This is a genomic window from Pseudomonas sp. SLBN-26 (genome assembly GCF_006715895.1).
Classification (GTDB): Bacteria; Pseudomonadota; Gammaproteobacteria; order Pseudomonadales; family Pseudomonadaceae; genus Metapseudomonas; species Metapseudomonas otitidis.
Genome location: NZ_VFOB01000001.1, coordinates 2,603,455 through 2,624,658, shown reverse-complemented (window position 1 = coordinate 2,624,658; position 21,204 = coordinate 2,603,455). Strand labels below are relative to the sequence as shown.

The 21,204-nt window shown below is 65.9% G+C and carries 22 protein-coding genes and 2 tRNA genes; 17 read left to right on the top strand and 7 right to left on the bottom strand.

Translation table 11 applies throughout. The features are described 5' to 3' along the window. Positions 1 to 59: 59 nt before the first annotated feature. From FBY21_RS11990 to FBY21_RS11970, 5 genes are all read left to right on the top strand, one after another. Positions 60 to 629, top strand: a complete 570-nt coding sequence (locus tag FBY21_RS11990) for a GNAT family N-acetyltransferase (RefSeq protein ID WP_142011214.1) — start codon at positions 60 to 62, stop codon at positions 627 to 629. Then, the gene (locus FBY21_RS11985; RefSeq protein WP_074968953.1) at positions 626 to 1,468 is read left to right on the top strand and encodes a helix-turn-helix transcriptional regulator; all 843 of its coding nucleotides are present in this window, start codon (positions 626 to 628) and stop codon (positions 1,466 to 1,468) included. Before FBY21_RS11990 ends, FBY21_RS11985 begins: the two co-directional genes overlap by 4 nt. A gap of 37 nt (positions 1,469 to 1,505) precedes the next feature. Next, positions 1,506 to 2,219 carry an AzlC family ABC transporter permease gene (locus FBY21_RS11980; RefSeq protein ID WP_142011212.1) on the top strand — a complete coding sequence of 238 codons (714 nt, stop codon included), beginning with the start codon at positions 1,506 to 1,508 and terminating at the stop codon, positions 2,217 to 2,219. Further along, a complete protein-coding gene (locus FBY21_RS11975; RefSeq protein ID WP_074968949.1) occupies positions 2,219 to 2,548 on the top strand; it encodes an AzlD domain-containing protein in 330 nt (109 codons plus the stop codon). The genes FBY21_RS11980 and FBY21_RS11975 overlap by 1 nt, the downstream gene beginning before the upstream one ends. Before the next feature lie 129 nt (positions 2,549 to 2,677). After that, complete coding sequence (locus tag FBY21_RS11970; RefSeq protein ID WP_142011210.1) at positions 2,678 to 4,552, top strand: MFS transporter; 1,875 nt, start codon at positions 2,678 to 2,680, stop codon at positions 4,550 to 4,552. Between the two features lie 53 nt (positions 4,553 to 4,605). Here FBY21_RS11970 and sugE read toward each other — a convergent pair whose 3' ends face one another. From sugE to rdgC, 3 genes are all read right to left on the bottom strand, one after another. Continuing rightward, positions 4,606 to 4,920, bottom strand: a complete 315-nt coding sequence (sugE, locus tag FBY21_RS11965; RefSeq protein ID WP_044406178.1) for a quaternary ammonium compound efflux SMR transporter SugE — start codon at positions 4,918 to 4,920, stop codon at positions 4,606 to 4,608. 163 nt (positions 4,921 to 5,083) lie between these two features. Further along, entirely contained in the window at positions 5,084 to 6,037 is a 954-nt protein-coding gene (locus FBY21_RS11960) for a bile acid:sodium symporter family protein (RefSeq protein WP_142011207.1), read from the bottom strand. Positions 6,038 to 6,095: 58 nt separating this feature from the next. Continuing rightward, entirely contained in the window at positions 6,096 to 7,016 is a 921-nt protein-coding gene (gene rdgC, locus FBY21_RS11955; RefSeq protein WP_044406173.1) for a recombination-associated protein RdgC, read from the bottom strand. A 157-nt stretch (positions 7,017 to 7,173) separates the two neighbouring features. Between rdgC and FBY21_RS11950 the strand changes: the two genes are divergently transcribed. From FBY21_RS11950 to FBY21_RS11920, 7 genes are all read left to right on the top strand, one after another. Continuing rightward, positions 7,174 to 7,249, top strand: a tRNA-Val gene (locus FBY21_RS11950). 15 nt (positions 7,250 to 7,264) lie between these two features. Then, positions 7,265 to 7,341 (top strand) — tRNA-Asp (locus tag FBY21_RS11945). A gap of 232 nt (positions 7,342 to 7,573) precedes the next feature. Then, a complete protein-coding gene (locus tag FBY21_RS11940; RefSeq protein WP_044406170.1) occupies positions 7,574 to 8,299 on the top strand; it encodes an FKBP-type peptidyl-prolyl cis-trans isomerase in 726 nt (241 codons plus the stop codon). A gap of 402 nt (positions 8,300 to 8,701) precedes the next feature. After that, positions 8,702 to 9,145 carry a YkvA family protein gene (locus tag FBY21_RS11935; RefSeq protein WP_044406167.1) on the top strand — a complete coding sequence of 148 codons (444 nt, stop codon included), beginning with the start codon at positions 8,702 to 8,704 and terminating at the stop codon, positions 9,143 to 9,145. Positions 9,146 to 9,272: 127 nt separating this feature from the next. Beyond that, positions 9,273 to 9,581, top strand: a complete 309-nt coding sequence (locus FBY21_RS11930) for a helix-turn-helix domain-containing protein (protein ID WP_069560867.1) — start codon at positions 9,273 to 9,275, stop codon at positions 9,579 to 9,581. Next, positions 9,578 to 9,943: a hypothetical protein gene (locus FBY21_RS11925; RefSeq protein ID WP_044406163.1), complete on the top strand. Its 366-nt coding sequence runs from the start codon at positions 9,578 to 9,580 to the stop codon at positions 9,941 to 9,943. The genes FBY21_RS11930 and FBY21_RS11925 overlap by 4 nt, the downstream gene beginning before the upstream one ends. After that, entirely contained in the window at positions 9,943 to 10,413 is a 471-nt protein-coding gene (locus FBY21_RS11920; protein WP_074968941.1) for a sel1 repeat family protein, read from the top strand. The genes FBY21_RS11925 and FBY21_RS11920 overlap by 1 nt, the downstream gene beginning before the upstream one ends. Positions 10,414 to 10,563: 150 nt before the next feature. On the opposite strand, the gene FBY21_RS11910 is transcribed toward FBY21_RS11920, so the two are convergent. Together FBY21_RS11910 and FBY21_RS11905 are read right to left on the bottom strand one after the other, a co-directional pair. After that, positions 10,564 to 12,312 carry a bifunctional diguanylate cyclase/phosphodiesterase gene (locus tag FBY21_RS11910; protein ID WP_044406157.1) on the bottom strand — a complete coding sequence of 583 codons (1,749 nt, stop codon included), beginning with the start codon at positions 12,310 to 12,312 and terminating at the stop codon, positions 10,564 to 10,566. Between the two features lie 90 nt (positions 12,313 to 12,402). Beyond that, a complete protein-coding gene (locus FBY21_RS11905) occupies positions 12,403 to 14,484 on the bottom strand; it encodes a carboxy terminal-processing peptidase (RefSeq protein WP_107330399.1) in 2,082 nt (693 codons plus the stop codon). Between the two features lie 127 nt (positions 14,485 to 14,611). Between FBY21_RS11905 and FBY21_RS11900 the strand changes: the two genes are divergently transcribed. The 4 genes from FBY21_RS11900 (at position 14,612) to FBY21_RS11885 (ending at position 18,722) form a co-directional block, all read left to right on the top strand. Beyond that, positions 14,612 to 15,574: an NAD(P)H-quinone oxidoreductase gene (locus tag FBY21_RS11900; RefSeq protein WP_142011205.1), complete on the top strand. Its 963-nt coding sequence runs from the start codon at positions 14,612 to 14,614 to the stop codon at positions 15,572 to 15,574. A gap of 224 nt (positions 15,575 to 15,798) precedes the next feature. Next, entirely contained in the window at positions 15,799 to 16,362 is a 564-nt protein-coding gene (gene ahpC, locus FBY21_RS11895) for an alkyl hydroperoxide reductase subunit C (RefSeq protein WP_044406148.1), read from the top strand. 138 nt (positions 16,363 to 16,500) lie between these two features. Beyond that, complete coding sequence (ahpF, locus tag FBY21_RS11890; protein WP_044406145.1) at positions 16,501 to 18,054, top strand: alkyl hydroperoxide reductase subunit F; 1,554 nt, start codon at positions 16,501 to 16,503, stop codon at positions 18,052 to 18,054. A gap of 179 nt (positions 18,055 to 18,233) precedes the next feature. Next, positions 18,234 to 18,722 carry a GNAT family N-acetyltransferase gene (locus FBY21_RS11885; RefSeq protein WP_142011203.1) on the top strand — a complete coding sequence of 163 codons (489 nt, stop codon included), beginning with the start codon at positions 18,234 to 18,236 and terminating at the stop codon, positions 18,720 to 18,722. A 17-nt stretch (positions 18,723 to 18,739) separates the two neighbouring features. Here FBY21_RS11885 and FBY21_RS11880 read toward each other — a convergent pair whose 3' ends face one another. Beyond that, complete coding sequence (locus FBY21_RS11880; protein ID WP_142011201.1) at positions 18,740 to 19,336, bottom strand: NAD(P)H-dependent oxidoreductase; 597 nt, start codon at positions 19,334 to 19,336, stop codon at positions 18,740 to 18,742. Between the two features lie 160 nt (positions 19,337 to 19,496). Here FBY21_RS11880 and FBY21_RS11875 point away from each other — a divergent pair, with 160 nt between their 5' ends. Further along, entirely contained in the window at positions 19,497 to 19,814 is a 318-nt protein-coding gene (locus FBY21_RS11875) for a putative quinol monooxygenase (RefSeq protein WP_142011198.1), read from the top strand. Positions 19,815 to 19,930: 116 nt separating this feature from the next. On the opposite strand, the gene FBY21_RS11870 is transcribed toward FBY21_RS11875, so the two are convergent. Next, complete coding sequence (locus tag FBY21_RS11870; RefSeq protein WP_044406132.1) at positions 19,931 to 20,929, bottom strand: AraC family transcriptional regulator; 999 nt, start codon at positions 20,927 to 20,929, stop codon at positions 19,931 to 19,933. Between the last annotated feature and the right edge of the window lie 275 nt (positions 20,930 to 21,204).

Genomic DNA, 21,204 nt, shown 5'->3' with positions numbered 1-21,204 from the left:
CAACCGCGTCCGGTTGTCGCGTAGAACGGGCAGGGGTTATTCGCCTGAGGAGGGCGCAGATGTTCAATCCGCAACCGGTCACCCTGCAGCGTGGCGCATTGCGCCTGGAGCCACTGGGGGAGGCCGATGTCAGCGAGCTGGCGGCCCTGGCCGAAGCCAATCGCAACGAACTGGTCTACATGAGCGGCCCGCTGCGGCCGGACTGGTACCGCCAGGGCATCGCCCAGCAGCGCGAAGGCCAGGCCGTGGTGTTCGCCATCCGTCTGGGTGACCGCCTGGTGGGCACCAGCCGATTCGCCGAATTCATGCCGGCCCTGCCTGCCGTGGAGATCGGCTGGACCTGGCTGGCCGGCAGCGAGCACGGCACCGGCCTCAACGCCTCGATCAAGTACCTGATGCTGCGCCACGCCTTCGAGGAGTGGCAGGTGGTGCGGGTGCAGCTGAAGACCGCCGGCAGCAACCTGCGCTCGCAACGGGCCATCGAGAAGCTCGGCGCGGTGCGTGAGGGTGTGCTGCGCAACCACCGCCGCCTGGCCGACGGGCGCCTGGACGACAGCGTCATGTTCAGCATCACCGACCACGAGTGGCCGGCGGTGAAGCAGGCCCTGGAAGCTGCATTCGTCCAATGAGCACGGGCGGTGAGCGCACGCGCTTCTGGCAGGCCAGTGCGCTGAGCGGGGTCGAGCTCCTGCATGCGCGCTACATCCAGCATCGCTTCTCGCCCCACGTGCACGAAGGCTACGTCTTCACCATCCTCGAGTCCGGCGCCCAGCGCTTCCGCCATCGCGGCAGCGACCACCTGGCCGCCGTCGGCAGCATGGTGCTGATCAACCCGGACGAGCTGCACACCGGCTCCAAGGCTCACGAGGAAGGCTGGCGCTACCGGGGGTTCTACCCCGACCTGCACCGGGTGACCGATGTGCTGGACGAACTGGAGATCGCCACCGGCGGCCTGCCCACCTTCGCCGACAGCGTGCTGCATGACCCCGAGGTGACCCGCCGCTTCCTCGACCTGCACTGCCTGCTGGAACGCAATGCCTCCGCCCTGGAGCAGCAGGTGGCCTGGCGCGAGGCGATCCTGCTGCTGTTCAGCCGCCACGCGCGCATCGGTGCGCCACGGCCGGCGGGGCAGGAGCCCCAGGCCGTGGCGCTGGCCCGCGAGGTGCTGGCGGCGCGCCTGGCCTCGCCGCCATCCCTGGAGGAACTGGCGGCCCTGGTGGGGCTTTCGCCGTTCCACTTCGCCCGGGTTTTCCAGCGCGCCACCGGGATGCCGCCCCACGCGTGGCTCAAGCAGCGTCGCCTGGAGCAGGCGCGGGCCATGCTGCGCAGCGGTTGCGCGCCGTTGTCGGTGGCGATGCAGCTGGGCTTTGCCGACCAGAGCCACCTGACCCGTCAGTTCAAGCAGACCTATGGTGTAGGTCCCGGCGAATACCGGACCGCCAGCGCAAGATCGTTCAAGACCGACTGAGCGCCGGCTGGCAGAGTACGGGGACAAGGAGAATCCCATGTCCCGCTCTACAGAATTCCTCCGTGGCGTTCGCGACATCGTGCCGATGCTCATCGGCGCCATGCCCTTCGGCATCATCTACGGCACCCTGGCCGCCGGGGCCGGCCTCGATGCCTGGCAGACCCTCGGCATGTCCCTGCTGGTGTTCGCCGGCTCGGCCCAGTTCATCGCCATCACCCTGCTGGGCGGTGGTGCCGGGGTGGCGGTGGTGCTGCTCACCACCCTGGTGGTGAACCTGCGCCACGCCCTCTACAGCGCCACCCTGCAACCCTTCGTGCGGCACCTGCCGCGGCGCTGGCGCCTGCTGCTGGCCTTCTGGCTCACCGACGAGGCGTTCGCCGTGGTGCAGCACCGTTATGCGGAGGAGGACGACTCGCCGCTCAAGCACTGGTACTTCCTCGGGGCTGCGCTGGCGATGTACCTGAGCTGGGTGTCCTACACCCTGGTGGGGGTGGTGTTCGGCCAGGCGGTGCCCAATCTCGCGGCCTGGGGGCTGGACTTCGCCATGCTGGCGACCTTCATCGGCATCGTCGTGCCCATGCTGCGCAACCGTCCGCAGGTGGCGGCGGCGCTGGTGGCCGGTGCGGTGGCGGTGGCGTGCCAGGGCCTGCCCTACAAGCTCGGGCTGATGGCGGCGGCGCTGGCCGGCATCGTGGTGGGCGTGGTGCTGGAGCGCCGTGATCGCCTGGACCTGCTGGGGGAGACCCTGTGATGGAAACCTGGTTGCTGATCCTCGGCATGGCCGCGATCACCTTCGCCATTCGCTACAGCCTGTTCGCCTGGCCGGACCTGCGCTTCCCGCCGGTGGTGCGCCAGGGGCTGCACTACGTGCCCACGGCGGTACTCACCGCCATCGTGGTGCCGGGCATGCTGATGCCTGACGGCGAGCACCTGGCCCTGGCGCTGGACAACGCCTACCTGCTGGGCGGGTTGGGCTGCATCCTCATCGCCGCGCTGACCCGGCACCTGCTGGCGACCATCCTCGGCGGGTTGCTGCTGTTCTTCGCGCTGCGGGCGTACCTGGGGCAGTTGCCGATCTAGGCTATAAATCCGCGCCGTTTCAAACATCCTCGCGGCAGATGTGGCTTTCCGACCGGGTCCTGATGTCCAATCAGCGACGTGCGATTCCCTGCGGGGCGCATTCTCGCCAACCATCAGGTACCAAGGACGATGAGCCAACATTCGCAATTCGCTCTGCTGGGCACGCGGCGCTTCCTGCCGTTCTTCGTGACCCAGCTGCTCGGGGCCTTCAACGACAACATCTTCAAGCAATCGCTGATCCTGGCGATCCTCTACAAGCTGGCGATCTCCGGCGACAAGGGGATCTACGTCAACCTCTGCGCGCTGTTGTTCATCCTGCCGTTCTTCCTGTTTTCCGCCCTGGGTGGCCAGTTCGGCGAGAAGTACGCCAAGGACGCCCTGATCCGTGCCATCAAGCTGGCGGAGATCGCCATCATGGCGGTCGGTGCGCTGGGCTTCTTCTTCGACAACCTCTGGCTGCTGCTGGCGGCGCTGTTCGCCATGGGCACCCACTCGGCACTGTTCGGTCCGGTGAAGTACTCGATCCTGCCCCAGGCCCTGCGCGAGCAGGAGCTGGTGGGGGGTAACGCGCTGGTGGAGATGGGCACCTTCCTGGCGATCCTCGCCGGCACCATCGGCGCGGGCGTCATGATGTCCGCGTCGCACTACGAGCCGATCGTGGCCGGTGCCATCCTGCTCACCGCCTGCCTGGGCTATCTGGCCAGCCGGGGCATTCCCCGTGCGGCAGCGGCCATGCCGGAGCTGAAGCTGGAGTGGAACATCTTCGTGCAGTCCTGGCGCATCCTGCGGCTGGGCCTGGAGCAGCGGCCGTCGGTGTCGCGCTCGCTGGTGGGCAACTCCTGGTTCTGGTTCCTCGGCGCCATCTACCTGACGCAGATCCCGGCCTACTCGAAGGACCTGCTGTACGGCGACGAGAGCGTGGTGACGCTGATCCTCACGGTGTTCTCGGTGGGCATCGCCATGGGGTCGATGCTTTGCGAGCGCCTTTCCGGCGGCAAGGTGGAGATCGGCCTGGTGCCCTTCGGCTCCATCGGCCTGACGGTGTTCGGCATCCTGCTGTGGTGGCACTCCGGCGGCTTCCCCCAGGGCGCCCAGCCCCATGACTGGCTGGCCGTGCTGAGCGAGCCGCAGGCGTGGATGATCCTGGCGGACATCTTCGGTATCGGCCTGTTCGGCGGCTTCTACATCGTGCCGCTGTATGCGCTGATCCAGTCGCGCACCGCAGAGAACGAGCGGGCGCGGGTGATCGCGGCCAACAACATCCTCAACGCCTTGTTCATGGTGGTTTCGGCCATCGCCTCGATCCTGTTCCTGAGCGTGGCCAAGCTGTCGATCCCGCAGCTGTTCCTGGTGGTGTCGCTGATGAACATCGCGGTGAACAGCTACATCTTCAAGATCGTCCCCGAGTTCAGCATGCGCTTTCTGGTGTGGCTGCTCGGCCACTCCATGTACCGCGTGCACCATCGCGGCCTGGAGTCGATCCCGGAGGAGGGCGCGGCGCTGCTGGTGTGCAACCACGTGTCCTTCGTCGATGCGCTGCTGATCGGCGGCGCGGTGCGCCGGCCGGTGCGCTTCGTCATGTACTACAAGATCTACAACCTGCCGGTGCTCAACTTCATCTTCCGCACGGCCGGCACCGTGCCGATCGCCGGCCGCAGCGAGGACCTGCTGGTCTACGACCGTGCGTTCAAGAAGATCGACGAGTACCTGAAGGCGGGCGAGGTGGTGTGCATCTTCCCCGAGGGCAAGCTGACCGGCGATGGCGAGATGAACGAGTTCAAGAGCGGCGTGGAGCGCATCCTCGAACAGAACCCGGTGCCGGTGATCCCGATGGCGCTGCAGGGCCTGTGGGGCAGCTTCTTCAGCCGCGATCCGAACAAAGGCCTGTTCAAGCGCTTCTGGTCCCACATCAACCTGGTGGCTGGCCCGGCGCTGGCGCCGGAGACGGTGGACCGCCTCAGTCTGCAGGCGTCGGTGGCGGCGCTGCGTGGTGAGGCGCGCTGAGCGATCCGGAACGAAAAAGCCCGCCGGAAGGCGGGCTTTTTCATGGGCGCGATTCAGGTACTCATCTTGAGCCCGATCAGCCCGCAGATGATCAGCGCGACGCTGCCCAGGCGCATCAGCGCGACCGACTCGCCGAACAGGATGACGCCGGCGATGACGGTGCCGACGGCGCCGATGCCGGTCCAGATCGCGTAGGCGGTACCCAGGGGCAACTGCTTCATGGCCAGGCCCAGGAGGCCGAGGCTGATGGCCATGGCCAGCACGGTGAGGGCGGTGGGCAGCGGGCGGGTGAAGCCTTCGGTGTATTTCAGGCCGACGGCCCAACCCACTTCGAACAGGCCGGCGAAGAACAGGATGATCCAGGACATGGTGACCTCCAGAGGGGGACGGAATGTGGGGGCCGTCCCCGGGTGGTCACTGCAGCACCGCACTGAAGGCGTGGCTGGAAGTGGCAGGGCCGTCCCTGCGTTTGCGCAGTATTTTGCACATCCTGCCCGTGGGGACAAGTCCGAACGGGCAGGCGGTTGTCAGTCAATGGTGTGCGGAACGGTCGGAATCGGGTTCGCTCATACGTCGGAAGATCGCGGCGAGCAATGAGCCGGACAGGTTGTGCCAAACGCTGAACAGCGCGCTCGGCACGGCGGCCAGGGGGGAGAAATGGGCGTTGGCCAGGGCGGCGCCGAGCCCGGAGTTCTGCATGCCGACCTCGATGGAGAGGGTCTTGCGCTGGGCCAGCGGCAGGCCGAAGACGCGGCCGGCGAGGTAGCCCAACGCCAGGCCGAAGCCGTTGTGCAGCACCACCACCGCCATGATCAGCAGGCCGGACTCGGCGATCTTGGCCTGGCTGGCGGCCACGACGCCGGCCACGATGGCGACGATGCACAGCACCGACACCAGTGGCAGCACCTGCTCGGCCACCTGCACCCGCGCACCCAGCAGGCGTTGCACGATGAAGCCGAGGGCAATGGGCACCAGCACCACCTGCAGGATGGACATGAACAGGGCGCTGAACTGCACCGGCAGCCAGGCCGAGGCCAGCAGCCAGATCAGCGCGGGCGTGACCAGCGGCGCCAGCAGGGTGGTGACGGCGGTGATGGCGACGGACAGGGCCACGTCCCCGCGGGAGAACCAGGCCATCACGTTCGAGGCGGTGCCGCCGGGGCAGCAGCCGACCAGGATGACGCCGACGGCGATTTCCGGCGGCAGCTGCAGCAATCGGCAGAGCAGCCAGGCCAGGCCCGGCATGATGATGAACTGGGCGAGCACGCCGATCAGTACCCACAGCGGTCGCCGCGCGACTTCGCGGAAGTCCGCTGCCTTCAGTGTCAGGCCCATGCCGAACATCACCAGCCCCAGCAACGGCACGATCCATTGGGTGATCGGCAGGAAGGGGGCCGGGACGCAGAACGCCAGCACGGCGAACAGCAGGATCCAGAGGGCGAAGGTGTTGCCGACGAAGCGGCTCAAGGCAGCGAGGGCGCGCATGGTCATTCCTTGTCGTTATCGTGAAAGCGCCGGCTCTGGGCCGGCGCTTCGGGGAGGGTCAGATGCCCTGGGGAATCTCTTCGCCGCCGAGTGCGTCGAGCAGCTGGGGCAGGAACTCCACCAGCGTCAGCATCATCAGGGTGAAGCTGGCGTCCAGCTGGGCGAGGGCGTCTTCGCCGCCGTCCTGCTCGGCCTTCTCCTGCAGCAGGTCTTCGAAGCGCAGGCGCTTGATCACCAGCTTGTCGTCGAGGATGAAGGAGAGCTTGTCCTGCCAGGCCAGGGACAGCTGGGTGACCAGCTTGCCGGAGGAGAGGTGCAGCTGGATCTCGTCGCTGGTCAGGTCCTGGCGCTTGCAGCGCACCACGCCGCCGTCTTCGTCGGTGTCACGCAGCTCGCATTCGTCGAGGACGTAGAAGTCCTTGGCGGCTTCCTGGGTCTTGACCCACTCGGTGAGGGTGGCGGTGGGGGCGATCTTCACCGAGGCCGGGCGCACCGGCAGCGAGCCGATGGCTTCGCGCAGGGTGGAGAGCAGGTCCTCGGCACGCTTCGGGCTGGAAGCGTCCACCAGGATCAGGCCCTGGGCCGGGGCGATGGCGGCGAAGGTGGCCGACTTGCGGATGAAGGCGCGCGGCAGCAGGGTCTGGACGATCTCGTCCTTGAGCTGGTCGCGCTCCTTCTTGTAGACCTTGCGCATCTGCTGGGTCTCGATCTCGTCGACCTTCTCCTTCAGTGCGTCACGCACCACGCTGCCGGGCAGGATGCGTTCCTCCTTGCGGGCGGCCACCAGCATGAAGCCTTCGCTCACGTGGACCAGCGGCGCGTCCGCACCTTTGCCGAAGGGCGCCACGAAGCCGTAGGTGGTCAGTTCCTGGCTGGCGCAGGGGCGCGCGGGCTTGGTGGCCAGGGCGGCCTCCAGGGCGTCGGCGTCGAAGGGCACATCCTGGGTGAGGCGGTAGACGAGCAGGTTGCGGAACCACATAAGAGGAACTCTCCGGAAACAAAGGCCGCATTATTCTCGTCCCGGGCCTGCAGGCCAACCCTGCGCTAAGCCTTTGGAACGGCTGAAAAATTTTTTTGAAAAAGGGCTTGCCAGAGTTCGAATGCATCCCTAGAATGCGCACCACTTCGAGAGTGAAGGGTGATTAGCTCAGCCGGGAGAGCATCTGCCTTACAAGCAGAGGGTCGGCGGTTCGATCCCGTCATCACCCACCAATCTCGGGGTAACGCGCAGCGGTAGTTCAGTCGGTTAGAATACCGGCCTGTCACGCCGGGGGTCGCGGGTTCGAGTCCCGTCCGCTGCGCCATATACAAAGCCCTCAGGTAGCGATACCTGAGGGCTTTTTCGTTCGTCCCGGTTTTTTTCGGTGCGGTTCCGGCCCAGGTGATTGGTGGTGAAAAGCCGCAAAATCCTCGCCCTGGCGCTGAACTTATTCCCCTGTTTTCGATCCTAAGTGCCCATAGCCACTGATCGCAGCGGCCTGCTAAGCTCGCCGCTTCTTCGAACATGCCCTCACGGCGTACAGATAAGGAATCAGCATGAAACAAACTCGGTTGGCGGCAGCGGTGGCCCTGGTGGGCCTGGTGCTCGCAGGCTGCGACTCCCAGACCAGCAGCGTCGAGCTGAAGACCCCGGCCCAGAAGGCGTCCTATGGCATCGGCCTGAACATGGGCAAGAGCCTCGCCCAGGAAGGCATGGACGACCTGGATTCCAAAGCCGTCGCCCTGGGTATCGAAGACGCCATCGGCAAGAAGGACCAGCGCCTGAAGGATGAAGAGCTGGTCGAAGCCTTCGCCTTCCTGCAGAAGCGTGCCGAAGAGCGCATGACCAAGCTGAACGAAGAGTCCGCCAAGGCGGGCAAGAAGTTCCTGGAAGAGAACGGCAAGCGCAAGGAAGTCACCACCACCGCTTCCGGCCTGCAGTACGAAGTGATCAAGAAGGCCGACGGCGCCCAGCCCAAGCCCACCGACGTGGTCACTGTCCACTACGAAGGCAAGCTGACCGACGGCACCGTGTTCGACAGCTCCATCCAGCGTGGCAGCCCGATCGACCTGCCGGTGAGCGGCGTGATCCCCGGTTGGGTGGAAGGCCTGCAACTGATGCACGTCGGCGAGAAGTACAAGCTGTACATCCCGTCCGAGCTGGCTTACGGCGCGCAGAGCCCGAGCCCGGCGATCCCGGCCAACTCGGTCCTGGTCTTCGACCTGGAACTGATCGGCATCAAGGATCAGGCCGCTGACCAGGGTGCTGCTCCGCAGCAGTAATGCCCGGTCGACCAGACGCCCCGCCTAGCGGGGCGTTTTCGTTTGTGCCTTTCTTTCGATAGGCGCTCCTGACCGTAACGGGACCTGCGGGTTACCAAACGAACCCCGGCTCGACCGGCAGGTCTGAAAGGGGGTGGAGGCACGCCACCCTGTTACGGTTATGCACATGGTCGTGCAGTCACGGATTTGTCACTGCGACGGGCTGCCGCAGCGACTGGACAAAAAATCAACTGGTTGATTTAGCTGGCTTTTTCGGCGTGGCGAAAAAATCGCCGATCTGAGCGGAGGCCTCGTGGCGCGGGGCTTTCATGGCGTAATCAATACACTGTCAACAAGGTTATCCACAGGATCTGTGAGTAACCGCGGAAGAGCCCGTCCCATGCGGTTCGGAGAGTCGAGACGATGAAGGCACCCTGGAATTTCGAACGTTACCTGCCCCTGGCCGGCCGATTCCTGGCCCGCGGACGTCTACCGGCCTTGCTGTTGGCCGTCACCCGAAAGAGTGCCCGCCAAGGTGGTCGTCTGGGTGGGGCACGGGAGGACCTGAAGCTGCTGATGGCGCTCTGCGTGGCACGGGTTCGCGGGCAGTATCGGGATCTGAGCCCCAAGGCGCTGCTGTCGGTGGTGGCCGGGCTGGTCTACTTCCTGACGCCGGTGGATGCGATCCCCGATTGGGTGCTGGGGGCGGGCCTGATCGACGACCTTGCGGTGCTGGCCTGGGTCATGCGCACCTGGGGCCAGGAGCTGGAGGCATTCCGCCGCTGGCGCGATGCCCAGGCACCGGAGGTGGTGGCGCGTCTGGAGCAACTCCCCGCACCGCAGGAACTGTCGGAGGAATTCAGCTGATCCCGTGGGTCTGCCTACCCGGTCATGCTCCGTTCATGTAGGACCCCGTAGGCCGATTCGCCCTGTTAAGATGGCCGCCTGCAAGGAAGGTGCTGAGACGTCGGCACTGCTGTCCACGGGAGTTGCAATGAACGTGCAAGTGATCATGCGTGACGGCGAAGCAGAATACGCCGTATTGCCTTGGGCCGATTACCAGGCGCTGCTGCAGGCCGCCGGACAGGCCGCACCCGCTTCGGCCCCCGCCGATACCCATCCCCTGCGCGAGCTGCGGGCACTGCGCGAGGCGCGTGGTCAGAGCATCGAGCAATTGGCGCGTGCGGTGGGCATCAGCCCGGTCTACCTGGGGTTGATCGAGGAGGGTGAGCGCGAGCCCGATGCCGCCATCCAGCGGTCCCTGGCCGTGACCCTGGGGATCGCCGGCTGGGAGGTGCAATGAGCGTACGCATCAGTCGCCAGCACTGGCAGTCGCTGTTGAATGAGCTGGATGATGCGCGGCGCCAGCGGCATCTCCTGACCTACCGGGCCTTGGTGGAGCGCCTGCAACTGCCGAGCCCGGCGATGCAGACCCTCACCGCTGCCCTGGAACACCTGGCGGCGCTGGATGCCCGGGCCGAGCGGCCATTGCGCAGCTCCCTGGTGATCAGCCAGGGCGCCAGTCGCCTGCCGCGTACCGGCTTCTTCGAATTCGTGGTGCGACTGGGGCGTTTCTCCGGTCCTCCGGACGGTGTGGCTGCTGCCTCCTGGCATGCCGCCGAGGTGGTTCGCGTCTTCGAATTCGACTACCCCGAGGAACCCTGATGGCCATCTGGAAGCTGCGGGCCTGGCTGGGTTATGCGGTGGCCCGCTGGCTGCTGCGTTTCCCGTCGCTGGTGCGCAACCCGCGTGCCTGGAACTGGATGCAGGGGCAGTACGCCCGGCAGGCCAACCTCGGGAATGTCGCGGCCCAGCGCTTCTATGGCCACCTGCTGTTGCACCGCGGCCAGGGCTTCGGTGCGCGGGAGGAGGGCATTCGCTTGTTGCGCCTGGCGGGCCAGGCCGGGGACGGCAAGTCGGCTTACCAACTGGGCGTGCTGGCATTGGCCGGTGATGCCCGGCAGGCACCGGATGCGGCCCAGGCCGCCCACTGGTGGAGCCTGGCGGAGCAGGCCGGCCACCCGCTCGCGGCGCGCAAGCTGGCGGACCTGTACCGCGAGGGCGGGCCGGGGCTGGTGGCGGATGTCGAGGCCGCCGAACGCATGGATCGTCGTGCCGCCCAGCTCGGGCTCTGAGTCGAACCTAGGCGCTGTACGAAAAGTCGTCGAGCGAAGGTCAGGCAAGGCGAAAACGCCCGAAGAAGCGCAGTTTACGTGTTGTAAATGAGCATTCTGAGGGCGTTTTCAACGCAGCATCACCGAGCGCAGGCACTTTTCGTTCAACGCCTAGACTGCGTCGAGGATGTGCAGGCTGTATCCGGGCACAGCCTTGGCGTGGCGCTTGGCCTCCGAGGCGAGGCCGGCCAGTTGCCCGGCATCCAGCTGGCTGCAGGCCTCGGGCGTCAGGTTCACCACGCCGATGGAGAGTGACAGCAGGGGGAACTCCTCGCGCTGGCCGCTGCGGTTGTGAGCGATGAAGCAGCCCGCCTGTAGGTGGTCGGCCCGGTAGAAGCGCCGGCACTGCCCCTGGAAGTCCTCCAGCAGGAAGTTGAGCTTGCTGCGCCAGTCATCCGAGCCCAGCACCAGCATGAAGTCATCCCCGCCGATGTGCCCGACGAAATCCCGCGCCGGGTCGACGCGCTCGTTCAGGCATTGCGCCAGGCACAGCAGCACTTCGTCGCCCTTGGCGTAGCCGTAGAGGTCGTTGAAGGGCTTGAAGCTGTCGATGTCCACGTAGCAGACCCGTGCGGCACGCCCCTGCTGAAGCAGGCGACTCAGGCACTGCTGGATGGGCACGTTGCCCGGTAGCAGGGTCAGCGGGTTGGCGTGGCGGGCCTGCTGGATCTTCATCTCGGTGATCAGCTTGAGCACGTCGATCACCCGCCCCAGGCCAAGGTAGCGCCCCTCGGAAATGATCACGAAGTCTTCCTCGATCCGCTGCCGCGCCCGGCTGGTGAGCAGGCGGCTGACCTGCTGCAGGGACTGGCCGATCTCCACGGCGAGGAAGTCATCGCTCATCAGCCGGCTGATGGGCTTGCGGGCGAACAGGTCGGTGGCGAAGGGCTTGAGCAGCGCATCGGAGAGCAGGTGGCGGTGGACGATGCCGATGGGCTGCTGCTGATCGTCCAGCACGGCCACCGAGTTCAGGTTGGCTTGCACGCGGAAGGCCTCCAGCACTTCGCTGATGGGCGTGTTGCGGTGCATCGCCGGTTGCTCGTTGAGCAGGGGCTTGAGGTCGGCGCTGTCCTCGCCCAGTTGGCTCTGGGCGCGGTCCAGCAGCGGCAGGTAGGCGCGGGCCTCTCGCGGCGGGTTCTCCTGGGGCCGGCAGAGCAGGTAACCCTGCACCAGGTCCAGGCCCATCTCGGCCAGCACGGCCAGTTCCTCGCTGAGTTCAATGCCCTCGGCGATGACCTGGGCGCGGGAGGCCTTGGCCATCTTCAGGATGGAGCCGACGAACTCGCGCTTCACCGCGTCCTGGTGGATGCCGTCGATGAAGTGGCGGTCGATCTTCACGTAATCGGGGCGCAGCTCCGACCACAGGCGCAGGCTGGAATAGCCCGCACCCAGGTCGTCCAGGGCGATGGAGAAGCCCATGGCGCGGTAGTGGTGCAGGGCTGTGTCGAGCAGGGCGAAGTCATCGGTGGGGGCATGCTCGGTGAGTTCGATGACCACCTCGCTCGGCGGGATGCCGAAAGCCTGCAGCATCTGCAGGGTGCGGCCCGGTTGGTGGGCCGGGTCCAGCAGGGATTCGGGGGAGACGTTGAGGAACAGCTTGCCGTCGAGCTTCAGCTCATGGAAGCGGGTGCAAGCGCGCTTGCGGCAGGCCATCTCCAGTTCGCTCAACCGTCCGGCGTGACGGGCCATGGCGAACAGGGTGACGGGGGAGTGTAGCGGGCTGTTGGAGGGGCCGCGGGTCAGGGCCTCGTAGCCGAGGATGCGCCGCTCGGAAAGGGAGAAGATCGGTTGGAACAGGCTGTTCAGGTCGCCGTGAGCGAGGATCTGGCCCAAGGCGCTCAACTGCTCGGTGACTGTCATGAGGGGCTCTCGTACAGGAGGCGCTAAAAGCAAGGGGCCGCATAAGCGGCCCCTGCATTTCACGACAGTTTCGTGACGATCTGATGACGCTCAGTGCTTGGCTACCGTGGTGTTCAGGCCCAGGTAATCCAGTAGGATCTGTCCGGTCTCGGTCAGGTAGGCGTCGTCTTCCGGCTTGGTCTTGTCGTCCTCCGGCAGGGCGTCCTCGTCTTCCCTTTTCAGCTCCTTGAGTAGGTCTTCGCCCTTGGCCTTGCGGCGGGCGTTTTCCATGGCCAACTGCTTGTTCTCGATATCGGTCTGCTGGGCGCGGCGCTTGGCTTCGTTGAGGCTGACGACGGTTTCCTTCATCAGCTTCTGGGCCAGTGCCAGGCGTTCGCGACTGTAGACGAAGTCTGGGTTGTGGGCGGTACGCGCGTCGTGGCGGGCCTTCAGCTCAGCCAGGAAGGGGCGGAAGGGGTCGACCTCCGGCTTGATCGCCGGGCGGATGCTGTCCCAGGGCATGGCCTCGGGCAGGGCGCTCTCGCCGATTTCCTTGGTGTCCACCACCGAGGGGTATTCGATGTCGGGAATCACGCCCTGGTGCTGGGTGCTCTGGCCGGAGACGCGGTAGAACTTGGCCAGGGTCAGCTTCAGTTCGCCGTGGTTCAGCGGCTGGATGGTCTGCACGGTGCCCTTGCCGAAGGTCTGGCCGCCGATGATGAGCGCACGGTGGTAGTCCTGCATGGCGCCGGCGAAGATCTCCGAGGCCGAGGCGGACAGTCGGTTCACCAGCACGGCCATCGGGCCCTTGTAGAACACGCCGCTGTTCTCGTCGGCCAGCACGTCAACGCGGCCGTCGCTGTTGCGTACCAGCACGGTGGGGCCCTGGTCGATGAACAGGCCGGTCAGTTCGGTGGCTTCCTGCAGGGAACCGCCGCCGTTGTTGCGCAGGTCGATGACCACGCCGTCGACGTTTTCCTTCTGCAGCTCACCCAGCAGCTTCTTCACGTCGCGGGTGGTGCTCTTGTACTCGGGGTCGCCGGCGCGGAAGGCCTTGAAGTCCAGATAGAAGGCGGGAACCTCGATCACGCCGAGCTTGAACGGATGGCCGTCGTGCTCGAGCTTGAGCACCGATTTCTTCGCGGCCTGCTCCTCCAGCTTCACTGCCTCACGGGTGATGGAGACGATCTTGCTGGTCTGGTCGTTCGGGGCGTTGCTGGCAGGCACCACTTCCAGGCGGACCACAGAACCCTTCGGTCCGCGGATCAGCTTGACCACTTCGTCCAGGCGCCAGCCGATCACGTCGACCATCTCGCCGTTGCCCTGGGCAACGCCGACGATCTTGTCGGCCGGGGCGATCTGCTTGCTCTTCTCGGCGGGGCCGGCCGGAACCAGGCGCACCACCTTCACATGCTCGCTGTCGCTCTGCAGGACGGCACCGATGCCTTCCAGCGACAGGCTCATGTTGATGTCGAAGTTCTCGGCGTTGTCCGGGGAGAGGTACTGGGTGTGGGGGTCGTAGGTCTGGGCGAAGGCGTTGATGTAGGCCTGGAAGATGTCTTCGCCACGGGTCTGCTCAAGGCGCGATAGCTGGTTCTTGTAGCGCTTGATCAGCAGTTCCTGGATGGCCTTGGGCTCCTTGTTGGCGAGCTTCAGGCGCAGGACCTCGTCCTTCACGCGCTTGCGCCACAGGTCGTCCAGCGCGGCGCTGTCCTTGGCCCAGGTGGCTTTCTCGCGGTCGGTCTCGAGGGTTTCGTCGACGGTGAAGTCGATCTTGTCGACACCTTTGCCGAGCATCGCCAGGGCGAAGTCCAGGCGCTCCTTCAGGCGGTCGAGGTGGCGCTTGTAGATGGTGAAGCCGGGCTGCAGGTCACCCTTCTTCAGGAAGTCGTCGAACTGCGTCTTCCAGGCGTTGAATTCGGCGATGTCGCCCGCAGTGAAGTACATCTTCGCGGGGTCGAGCATCTTGAGGTAGCCCTCGTAGATCTTCACCGAGCGTTCGTCGTTGAGCGGGGGCTTGTTGTAGTGGTGGCGCTTGAGCAGCTCGACCACGTTGAGGCTGGCGATCACCTGCTCGCGGTCCGGCTGGAGGGAGTCCCAGCTGTCGCTTGCCGAGGTGGTGGAGGCATGCAGCGGGAGCGCGCTGATGCTGAAAACGAACGCAAGGGCGGAGCAGATCAGAGAACGCTTCATGCTGATTCGACGTCGGGGCAGGTGATAACGCATATTAGGCCGTATTTGAGGGCGCCGGGTTCCTTCGGCGCAAAGCAAAAGCCCGGCGGTCAGCGCCCGGCGGGTCCGGGGTCACTATGGAGGCAGCGTGAAAGCATTGCAAGGCATTGAAGGCCGCGTGGAGTGGGCAGAGCGCACGGTTCCGAGCTGTGATGTGGGCCAGGTCCGAATCCGTGTCGCCGCGGCGGGTTTGAACCGTGCCGACCTGCTCCAGGCGGCGGGTCATTACCCCCCACCGCCGGGGGCCAGTGACGTGATCGGGCTGGAGTGTTCCGGGGTGATCACCGAGGTCGGTCCCGGGTGCGCCTGGGAGGTTGGCGACCGGGTCTGTGCACTGCTCGCGGGCGGTGGCATGGCCGAGGAGGTGGTGGTGGATGCCCGCCACGCGCTGCCGGTGCCCGAGGGGCTGTCCCTGGCCGAGGCAGCCGCTGTGCCCGAGGTCTACGCCACCGCCTGGCTCAACCTGTTCCAGCTCGCCGCGCTCGGCCCGGGTGAGAAGGTGCTGCTGCACGCGGGCGCCAGCGGCGTCGGCTCGGCGGCCATCCAGTTGTGCAAGGCGTTCGGCAACCCGGTCTGGGTCAGCGTGGGTTCGGCTGAACGACTGGCTTATTGTGTGAGCCTGGGTGCCCAGGGCGGCGCGCTGCGCGGCGATGACCTGCAGGGCCTCAAGGATTTCGGTCCGTTCGACGTGATCCTCGATCCGGTCGGCGGCAACTATGCCGCGCTGAACCTCGACTTGCTGGCCCGCGACGGCCGCTGGGTCAACATCGGCCTCATGGGCGGCCGCAAGGCCGAGCTGGACATGGCCCAGGTGCTGGGTAAGCGCATCCAGCTCATCGGCTCCACCCTGCGCAACCGCGACGACGCCTTCAAGGCCGACCTGCTGCGCGATCTGCACCAGCAGGTCTGGCCGCTGTTCACCGAGGGGCGTGTGAAGCCGCAGCTGGAAAAGGCCTTCGCGGCTGCCGACGTCCAGCTCGCATTCGACACGCTCGCCGGCAACCAGGTGGCCGGCAAGCTGGTGGTCATACTGGACGAGAGCCTGTCGTGATGGTCTGATCGTCGGTCGTTCATCGGCGAATTCTCGGCGCAGACGGCCTCGCCAAGGCCCGCTGAATCGCTGCAGACCCCGTAGTCACTGGGCTGCAGCATTGATTTAGTAAACCAATGATGGCGATGCTCTCAATCAATAAGCTCTTTACCGAGTAACCGCCTAGTATTCGTCGGGTAGATTTTTCAACCCACCCTTCACCCATGGAAAAGAGGTCTAACTGGATGTCTCTGATCAATACCTCCGTACAACCCTTCAAGGTCAACGCTTTCCACAATGGCAAGTTCATTGAGGTCACCGAAGAGTCCCTCAAGGGCAAGTGGTCGGTCCTGATCTTCATGCCGGCAGCCTTCACCTTCAACTGCCCGACCGAGATCGAAGACGCCGCCAACAACTACGCCGAGTTCCAGAAGGCCGGTGCCGAGGTCTACATCGTGACCACCGACACCCACTTCTCCCACAAGGTGTGGCACGAAACCTCCCCGGCGGTCGGCAAGGCTCAGTTCCCGCTGATCGGCGACCCGACCCACCAGCTGACCAACGCCTTCGGCGTGCACATTCCGGAAGAAGGCCTGGCCCTGCGCGGCACCTTCGTGATCAACCCGGAAGGCGTCATCAAGACCGTCGAGATCCACTCCAACGAGATCGCCCGTGACGTGTCCGAGACCCTGCGCAAGCTGAAAGCTGCCCAGTACACCGCTGCCCACCCGGGCGAAGTGTGCCCGGCCAAGTGGAAGGAAGGCGCCGCTACCCTGGCCCCGTCCCTGGACCTGGTCGGCAAGATCTAAGTCACGCAGTACCCTTCCCCCGGTGGCCGGCCGACCGGCTGGCCACCCTGCACAAAGCCCGAATCCGAGCGAGCAGGGCGGACGCGTCAGCGTCCGCCGCGGGGACCCCTTACGCCCGAAATACCCAAGGAGTCAGTCATGTTGGACGCCAATCTTAAAACCCAGTTGAAGGCCTACCTGGAAAAGGTCACCCAGCCGTTCGAGATCGTCGCGTCCCTCGATGACAGCGACAAATCCCGCGAGCTGCGCGAACTCCTGCAGGAAATCGTCGGCCTGACCGACAAGATCACCCTGCGCGAAGACGGCAACGACGCCCGCAAGCCCTCCTTCGCCCTGGAGCGCCCGGGTGCCGACATCAGCCTGCGCTTCGCCGGCATCCCCATGGGCCACGAGTTCACCTCCCTGGTCCTGGCCCTGCTCCAGGTCGGCGGCCACCCGTCCAAGCTGGACGCCGCCGTGATCGAGCAGATCAAGAACCTCGAAGGCGAATTCAACTTCGAAACCTACTTCTCGCTGTCCTGCCAGAACTGCCCCGACGTGGTGCAGGCGCTGAACCTGATGGCCGTGCTCAACCCCAACATCCGCAACGTGTCCATCGACGGCGCGCTGTTCCAGGACGAGGTCGAGCAGCGCCAGGTCATGTCCGTGCCCAGCATCTACCTGAACGGTGAGCTGTTCGCCCAGGGCCGCATGGGCGCGGAAGAGATCCTCGCCAAGATCGACACCGGCGCCGCCGCCCGCGACGCCGAGAAGCTCAGCGCCAAGGAGGCCTTCGACGTGCTGGTGGTGGGCGGTGGCCCGGCCGGTGCCTCGGCCGCCATCTATGCCGCCCGCAAGGGCATCCGCACCGGCGTTGCCGCCGAGCGCTTCGGCGGCCAGGTGCTGGACACCATGGCCATCGAGAACTTCATCTCCGTCCCGGAGACCGAAGGCCCGAAACTGGCCCGCGCGCTGGAAGAGCACGTCAAGCACTACGACGTCGACATCATGAACCTGCAGCGTGCCAGCGCCCTGATCCCGGCCAAGGCCGAAGGTGGCCTGCACGAGGTGAAGTTCGAGAGCGGTGCCAGCCTCAAGGCCAAGACCGTGATTCTCGCCACCGGCGCCCGCTGGCGTGAAATGAACGTCCCCGGTGAGCAGGAATACCGCGGCCGTGGCGTCGCCTACTGCCCGCACTGCGACGGCCCGCTGTTCAAGGGCAAGCGCGTTGCGGTGATCGGCGGGGGCAACTCCGGTGTCGAGGCGGCCATCGACCTGGCCGGCATCGTCGCCCACGTCACTCTGATCGAGTTCGACAGCAAGCTGCGCGCCGACGCCGTGCTGCAGAAGAAGCTGCACAGCCTGCCCAACGTCGAGGTGATCACCAGTGCGCTGACCAGCGAAGTGAAGGGCGACGGCCAGAAGGTCACCGGCCTGACCTACAAGGACCGCACCAACGACGAGTTCAAGACCCTGGAGCTGGAAGGCATCTTCGTGCAGATCGGCCTGCTGCCCAACAGCGACTGGCTGAAAGGCACCGTCGAACTCAGCCCCCGTGGCGAGATCATCGTCGACGCCCGTGGCGAGACCTCGCTGCCCGGCATCTTCGCCGCCGGCGACGTCACCACCGTGCCGTACAAGCAGATCGTCATCGCGGTCGGCGAGGGTGCCAAGGCCTCCCTCAGCGCCTTCGATCACCTGATCCGCAACTGATCGGCCGACGCTCCACCAAAAAAGGCAGCCCTCGGGCTGCCTTTTTTGGTTAGTGCGAGTCGTCCATACCGATGCCGGACGTGCTCCTTGGGGTGATCCATGGGCTGCGATTATGCTCGGCGCTCTCTCACCGACACCACCGCACCCACCTTATCCAGGCCAATCGACAAGGAGTCCCCGTGAGCCTTCACATCCGCCCGGCCGTGAGCAGCGACGCCAGCCAGATCCTCACCTTCATCCTCGAACTGGCCCGCTATGAAAAGGCCGAGCACCAGGTGGTCGCCACCGTCCCGGATATCGAGCAGAGCCTGTTCGCCAGCGACTCGCCGGCCCAGGCGTTGATCTGCGAGGTGGAGGGGCAGCCCATCGGCTTCGCCGTCTACTACTTCGCCTATTCCACCTGGCTGGGCCGCAAGAGCCTGTACCTGGAAGACCTCTACGTCTCCCCCGAGCGCCGTGGCCTGGGCGCCGGCAAGGCGTTGCTCGCGTACCTGGCTCGGGTGGCCTGCGAGAGCGGCTGCCGCCGCATGGAATGGATGGTGATGGAGTGGAACGAGCCCGCGCTGGCGTTCTATCGCCGCCTGGGCGCGGGCCCTCTGGAGGACCTGGTGCGCTATCGCCTCGCCGACGACGCACTCCAGGCCCTGGCTGAAACCCGCCCGGCCTGAAGCGGCCGTTCGGCGCCTCAGGCCGGGGTGCCGACGCCGAAGACCCGGGCCAGGTGTGCCTGGTAGCGGGCCACGTCGCCGTCGATGTCCGGGCGCTTCATCACATCCACCGCGAGGAAGGTCGGCAGCGGCTGCATGCCGAGGAACTGGTTGGCCTTGTGGAAGGGGAAGTACACCGCGTCCACACCCTTGGCTTCGAAGAAGTCGGTGGGGTCGTCGAAGGCCTGCCGGGGCGCATTCCAGGTGGCGGAGATCATGTAGCGCTTGCCCTGCAGCAGGCCGCCGCTGCCGTACTTCTGCGAGGCGTCCGAGCGGGTGCGGCCATCGTTGGCGTAGAGGCTGCCATGGCCGGCGGTGAACACCTCGTCGATATAGCGCTTCACCGTCCAGGGCGCGCCCATCCACCACCCCGGCATCTGCCAGACGATCACGTCGGCCCAGAGGAATTTCTGCACTTCCTCGGCGATGTCGTAGCCGCCGTCGATGAAGGTGGCCTGCACCTCGAGTCCGGCGCGGTCGAGGAAGGCGAGGGCCGCCTCGTGCAGGGTCTGGTTGTAGCGGCCGTCGGAGTGGGCGAACTGCTTGCCGCCGTTGAGCAGGAGGATCTTTTTCATGGCCAGGGCCTCATGGGAGCGAAGAATGGCCGGCAGCGTAGCGGGCGACAGGTGCGGGAAACACCGTCTCCCGTTCAAATCGCCTTTGCGTGAAAGTCATGAATCGGTCGCTGACCCGTGCGCTAGGCTGGTGCTCCCTTTCGATCCCGACGGAGTGCCCATGGCCGCGCCCTATGCCTTCATCCTTCATGCCCAGTTGCGCCCGGAGAAGGCCGATGACTTCGAGGCGCTGTTCCGCGCCTACGTCGAACCCAGCCGCGCCGAGGCCGGCTGCCTGGAGTACCACATGCTCCGGGATGCCCAGGACCCGACGCTGTTCATCTTCTTCGAGGTCTGGCGCTCGCGGGGGGATCTGGAGTTCCACACCGCCTTGCCCCACATGCAGGCGTTCCACGCCCGGCGCATGGAGTACCTGGTGCGGGATTTCGAGATCCGCGAGGTGGCGGTGCTCGGCGAGGGGGAGAGGAGGGCGCGTTGAGGGGCGTGCGGGGGCTTCCGGTGTCCTGAAAGCCCTCCGGGATATGGACGCCGCTGAACTTCCCGGACTGAAGTCCGGGCTACGTCCGGGCTACGGCCAGGAACAAGGCGGGGCGGTCAGGCTTCCTGGGCGCGGTAGGCACCGGGGGTGAGCCCGGTCCATTTCTTGAAGGCGCGGTGGAAGGCCGAGGGCTCGGAGAAGCCGAGCTGCTCGGCCAGGTCCTGGATGGACAGCTCGTCCCGCCCCAGGTGGTAGATCGCCAGGTCCCGGCGCAGGTGGTCCTTCAGTTCCTGGAAGCTGGAGCCTTCTTCCCGCAGGTGGCGGCGCAGGGTCTGCGGGCTCATGTGCAACTGCTGGGCGACCCGCTCCAGGTCCGGCCAGGTGCGGCAGTCGCGCCCCAGCAGGCGGCGGATCTGGCTGGTCAGGCTGTCGCCGCCATCCGGGCGGGCCAGCAGGTCGGCGGGGGAGTGTTCGAGGAAGTGCTTCAGCGTGCGCTCGTCCTGCAACAGCGGCATGGCCAGGTAGCGAGCGTTGAACAGCAGGCTGGTGCCCATCGCGCCGAAGCGGCGAGCGGTGGGGAAGAGCAGCTCGTACTCGGCCACGTGCTCCGGCTCGGCATAGGCGAAGGTGGCTTCCTCCAGGCGGATGCGCTGGCCGATCAGCCAACTGCCCAGGCGGTGCCAGATCACCAGCAGGCTCTCCACCAGGAAGTGGTCCGGGTCCCAGAGCATGCTGTCGTCCACGCTCAGGCGCACGCACTCGCCCTCGCGCTCCAGGCGGATCATCGGGGCTTCCGGGAACAGCCCGTAGAACAGCGCACCGCGCACCAGGGCTTTTTCCAGGGACCGGCAATGGATGATGGCGTGGCACATCATGGCGAAGGTGCCGCGCTTGCTGCGCTGCCGGCCGAAGCCCATGTACTCGTCGTCCAGCGCCTCCCACAACAACTGCATCAGCCGGCTGAACTGCTCGGGCGCGACCCGTGCGCGGGGCTCCTCCAGGAGGGCCGGGTGGATCCCGGCCTGCCTGAGGAGGGCACTGCAGTCCAGGCCATGACGTGCCGGACCACGCAGGGCGGCACGGACGAAATGGCTGGCAATGGTGCGCTCGCGCATGGGGCGGATTCCCGGTCTGGAGGTGGCCGATGGTAGGGCGCTGCCGGAACGCGCCACAAGGGGCGCGGTGGCGGAAATCCCCCCGGCAGGACGGCGGAAACCCGCCTGAAACAACCGGATCTTGAGTTGCGCGGTTGGTCGTGGGCTTAGTGCCACAAGGCTTGTGGGACTTTCTTGAAGTTGGCACAAGGGCTGCAAAAGGCAGCTGCCGTCCAATGGTTTGGGCCGCAGAACAAGAAAGCCTCCCGGCAAGGGAGGAGCCAGATACCCGGTGC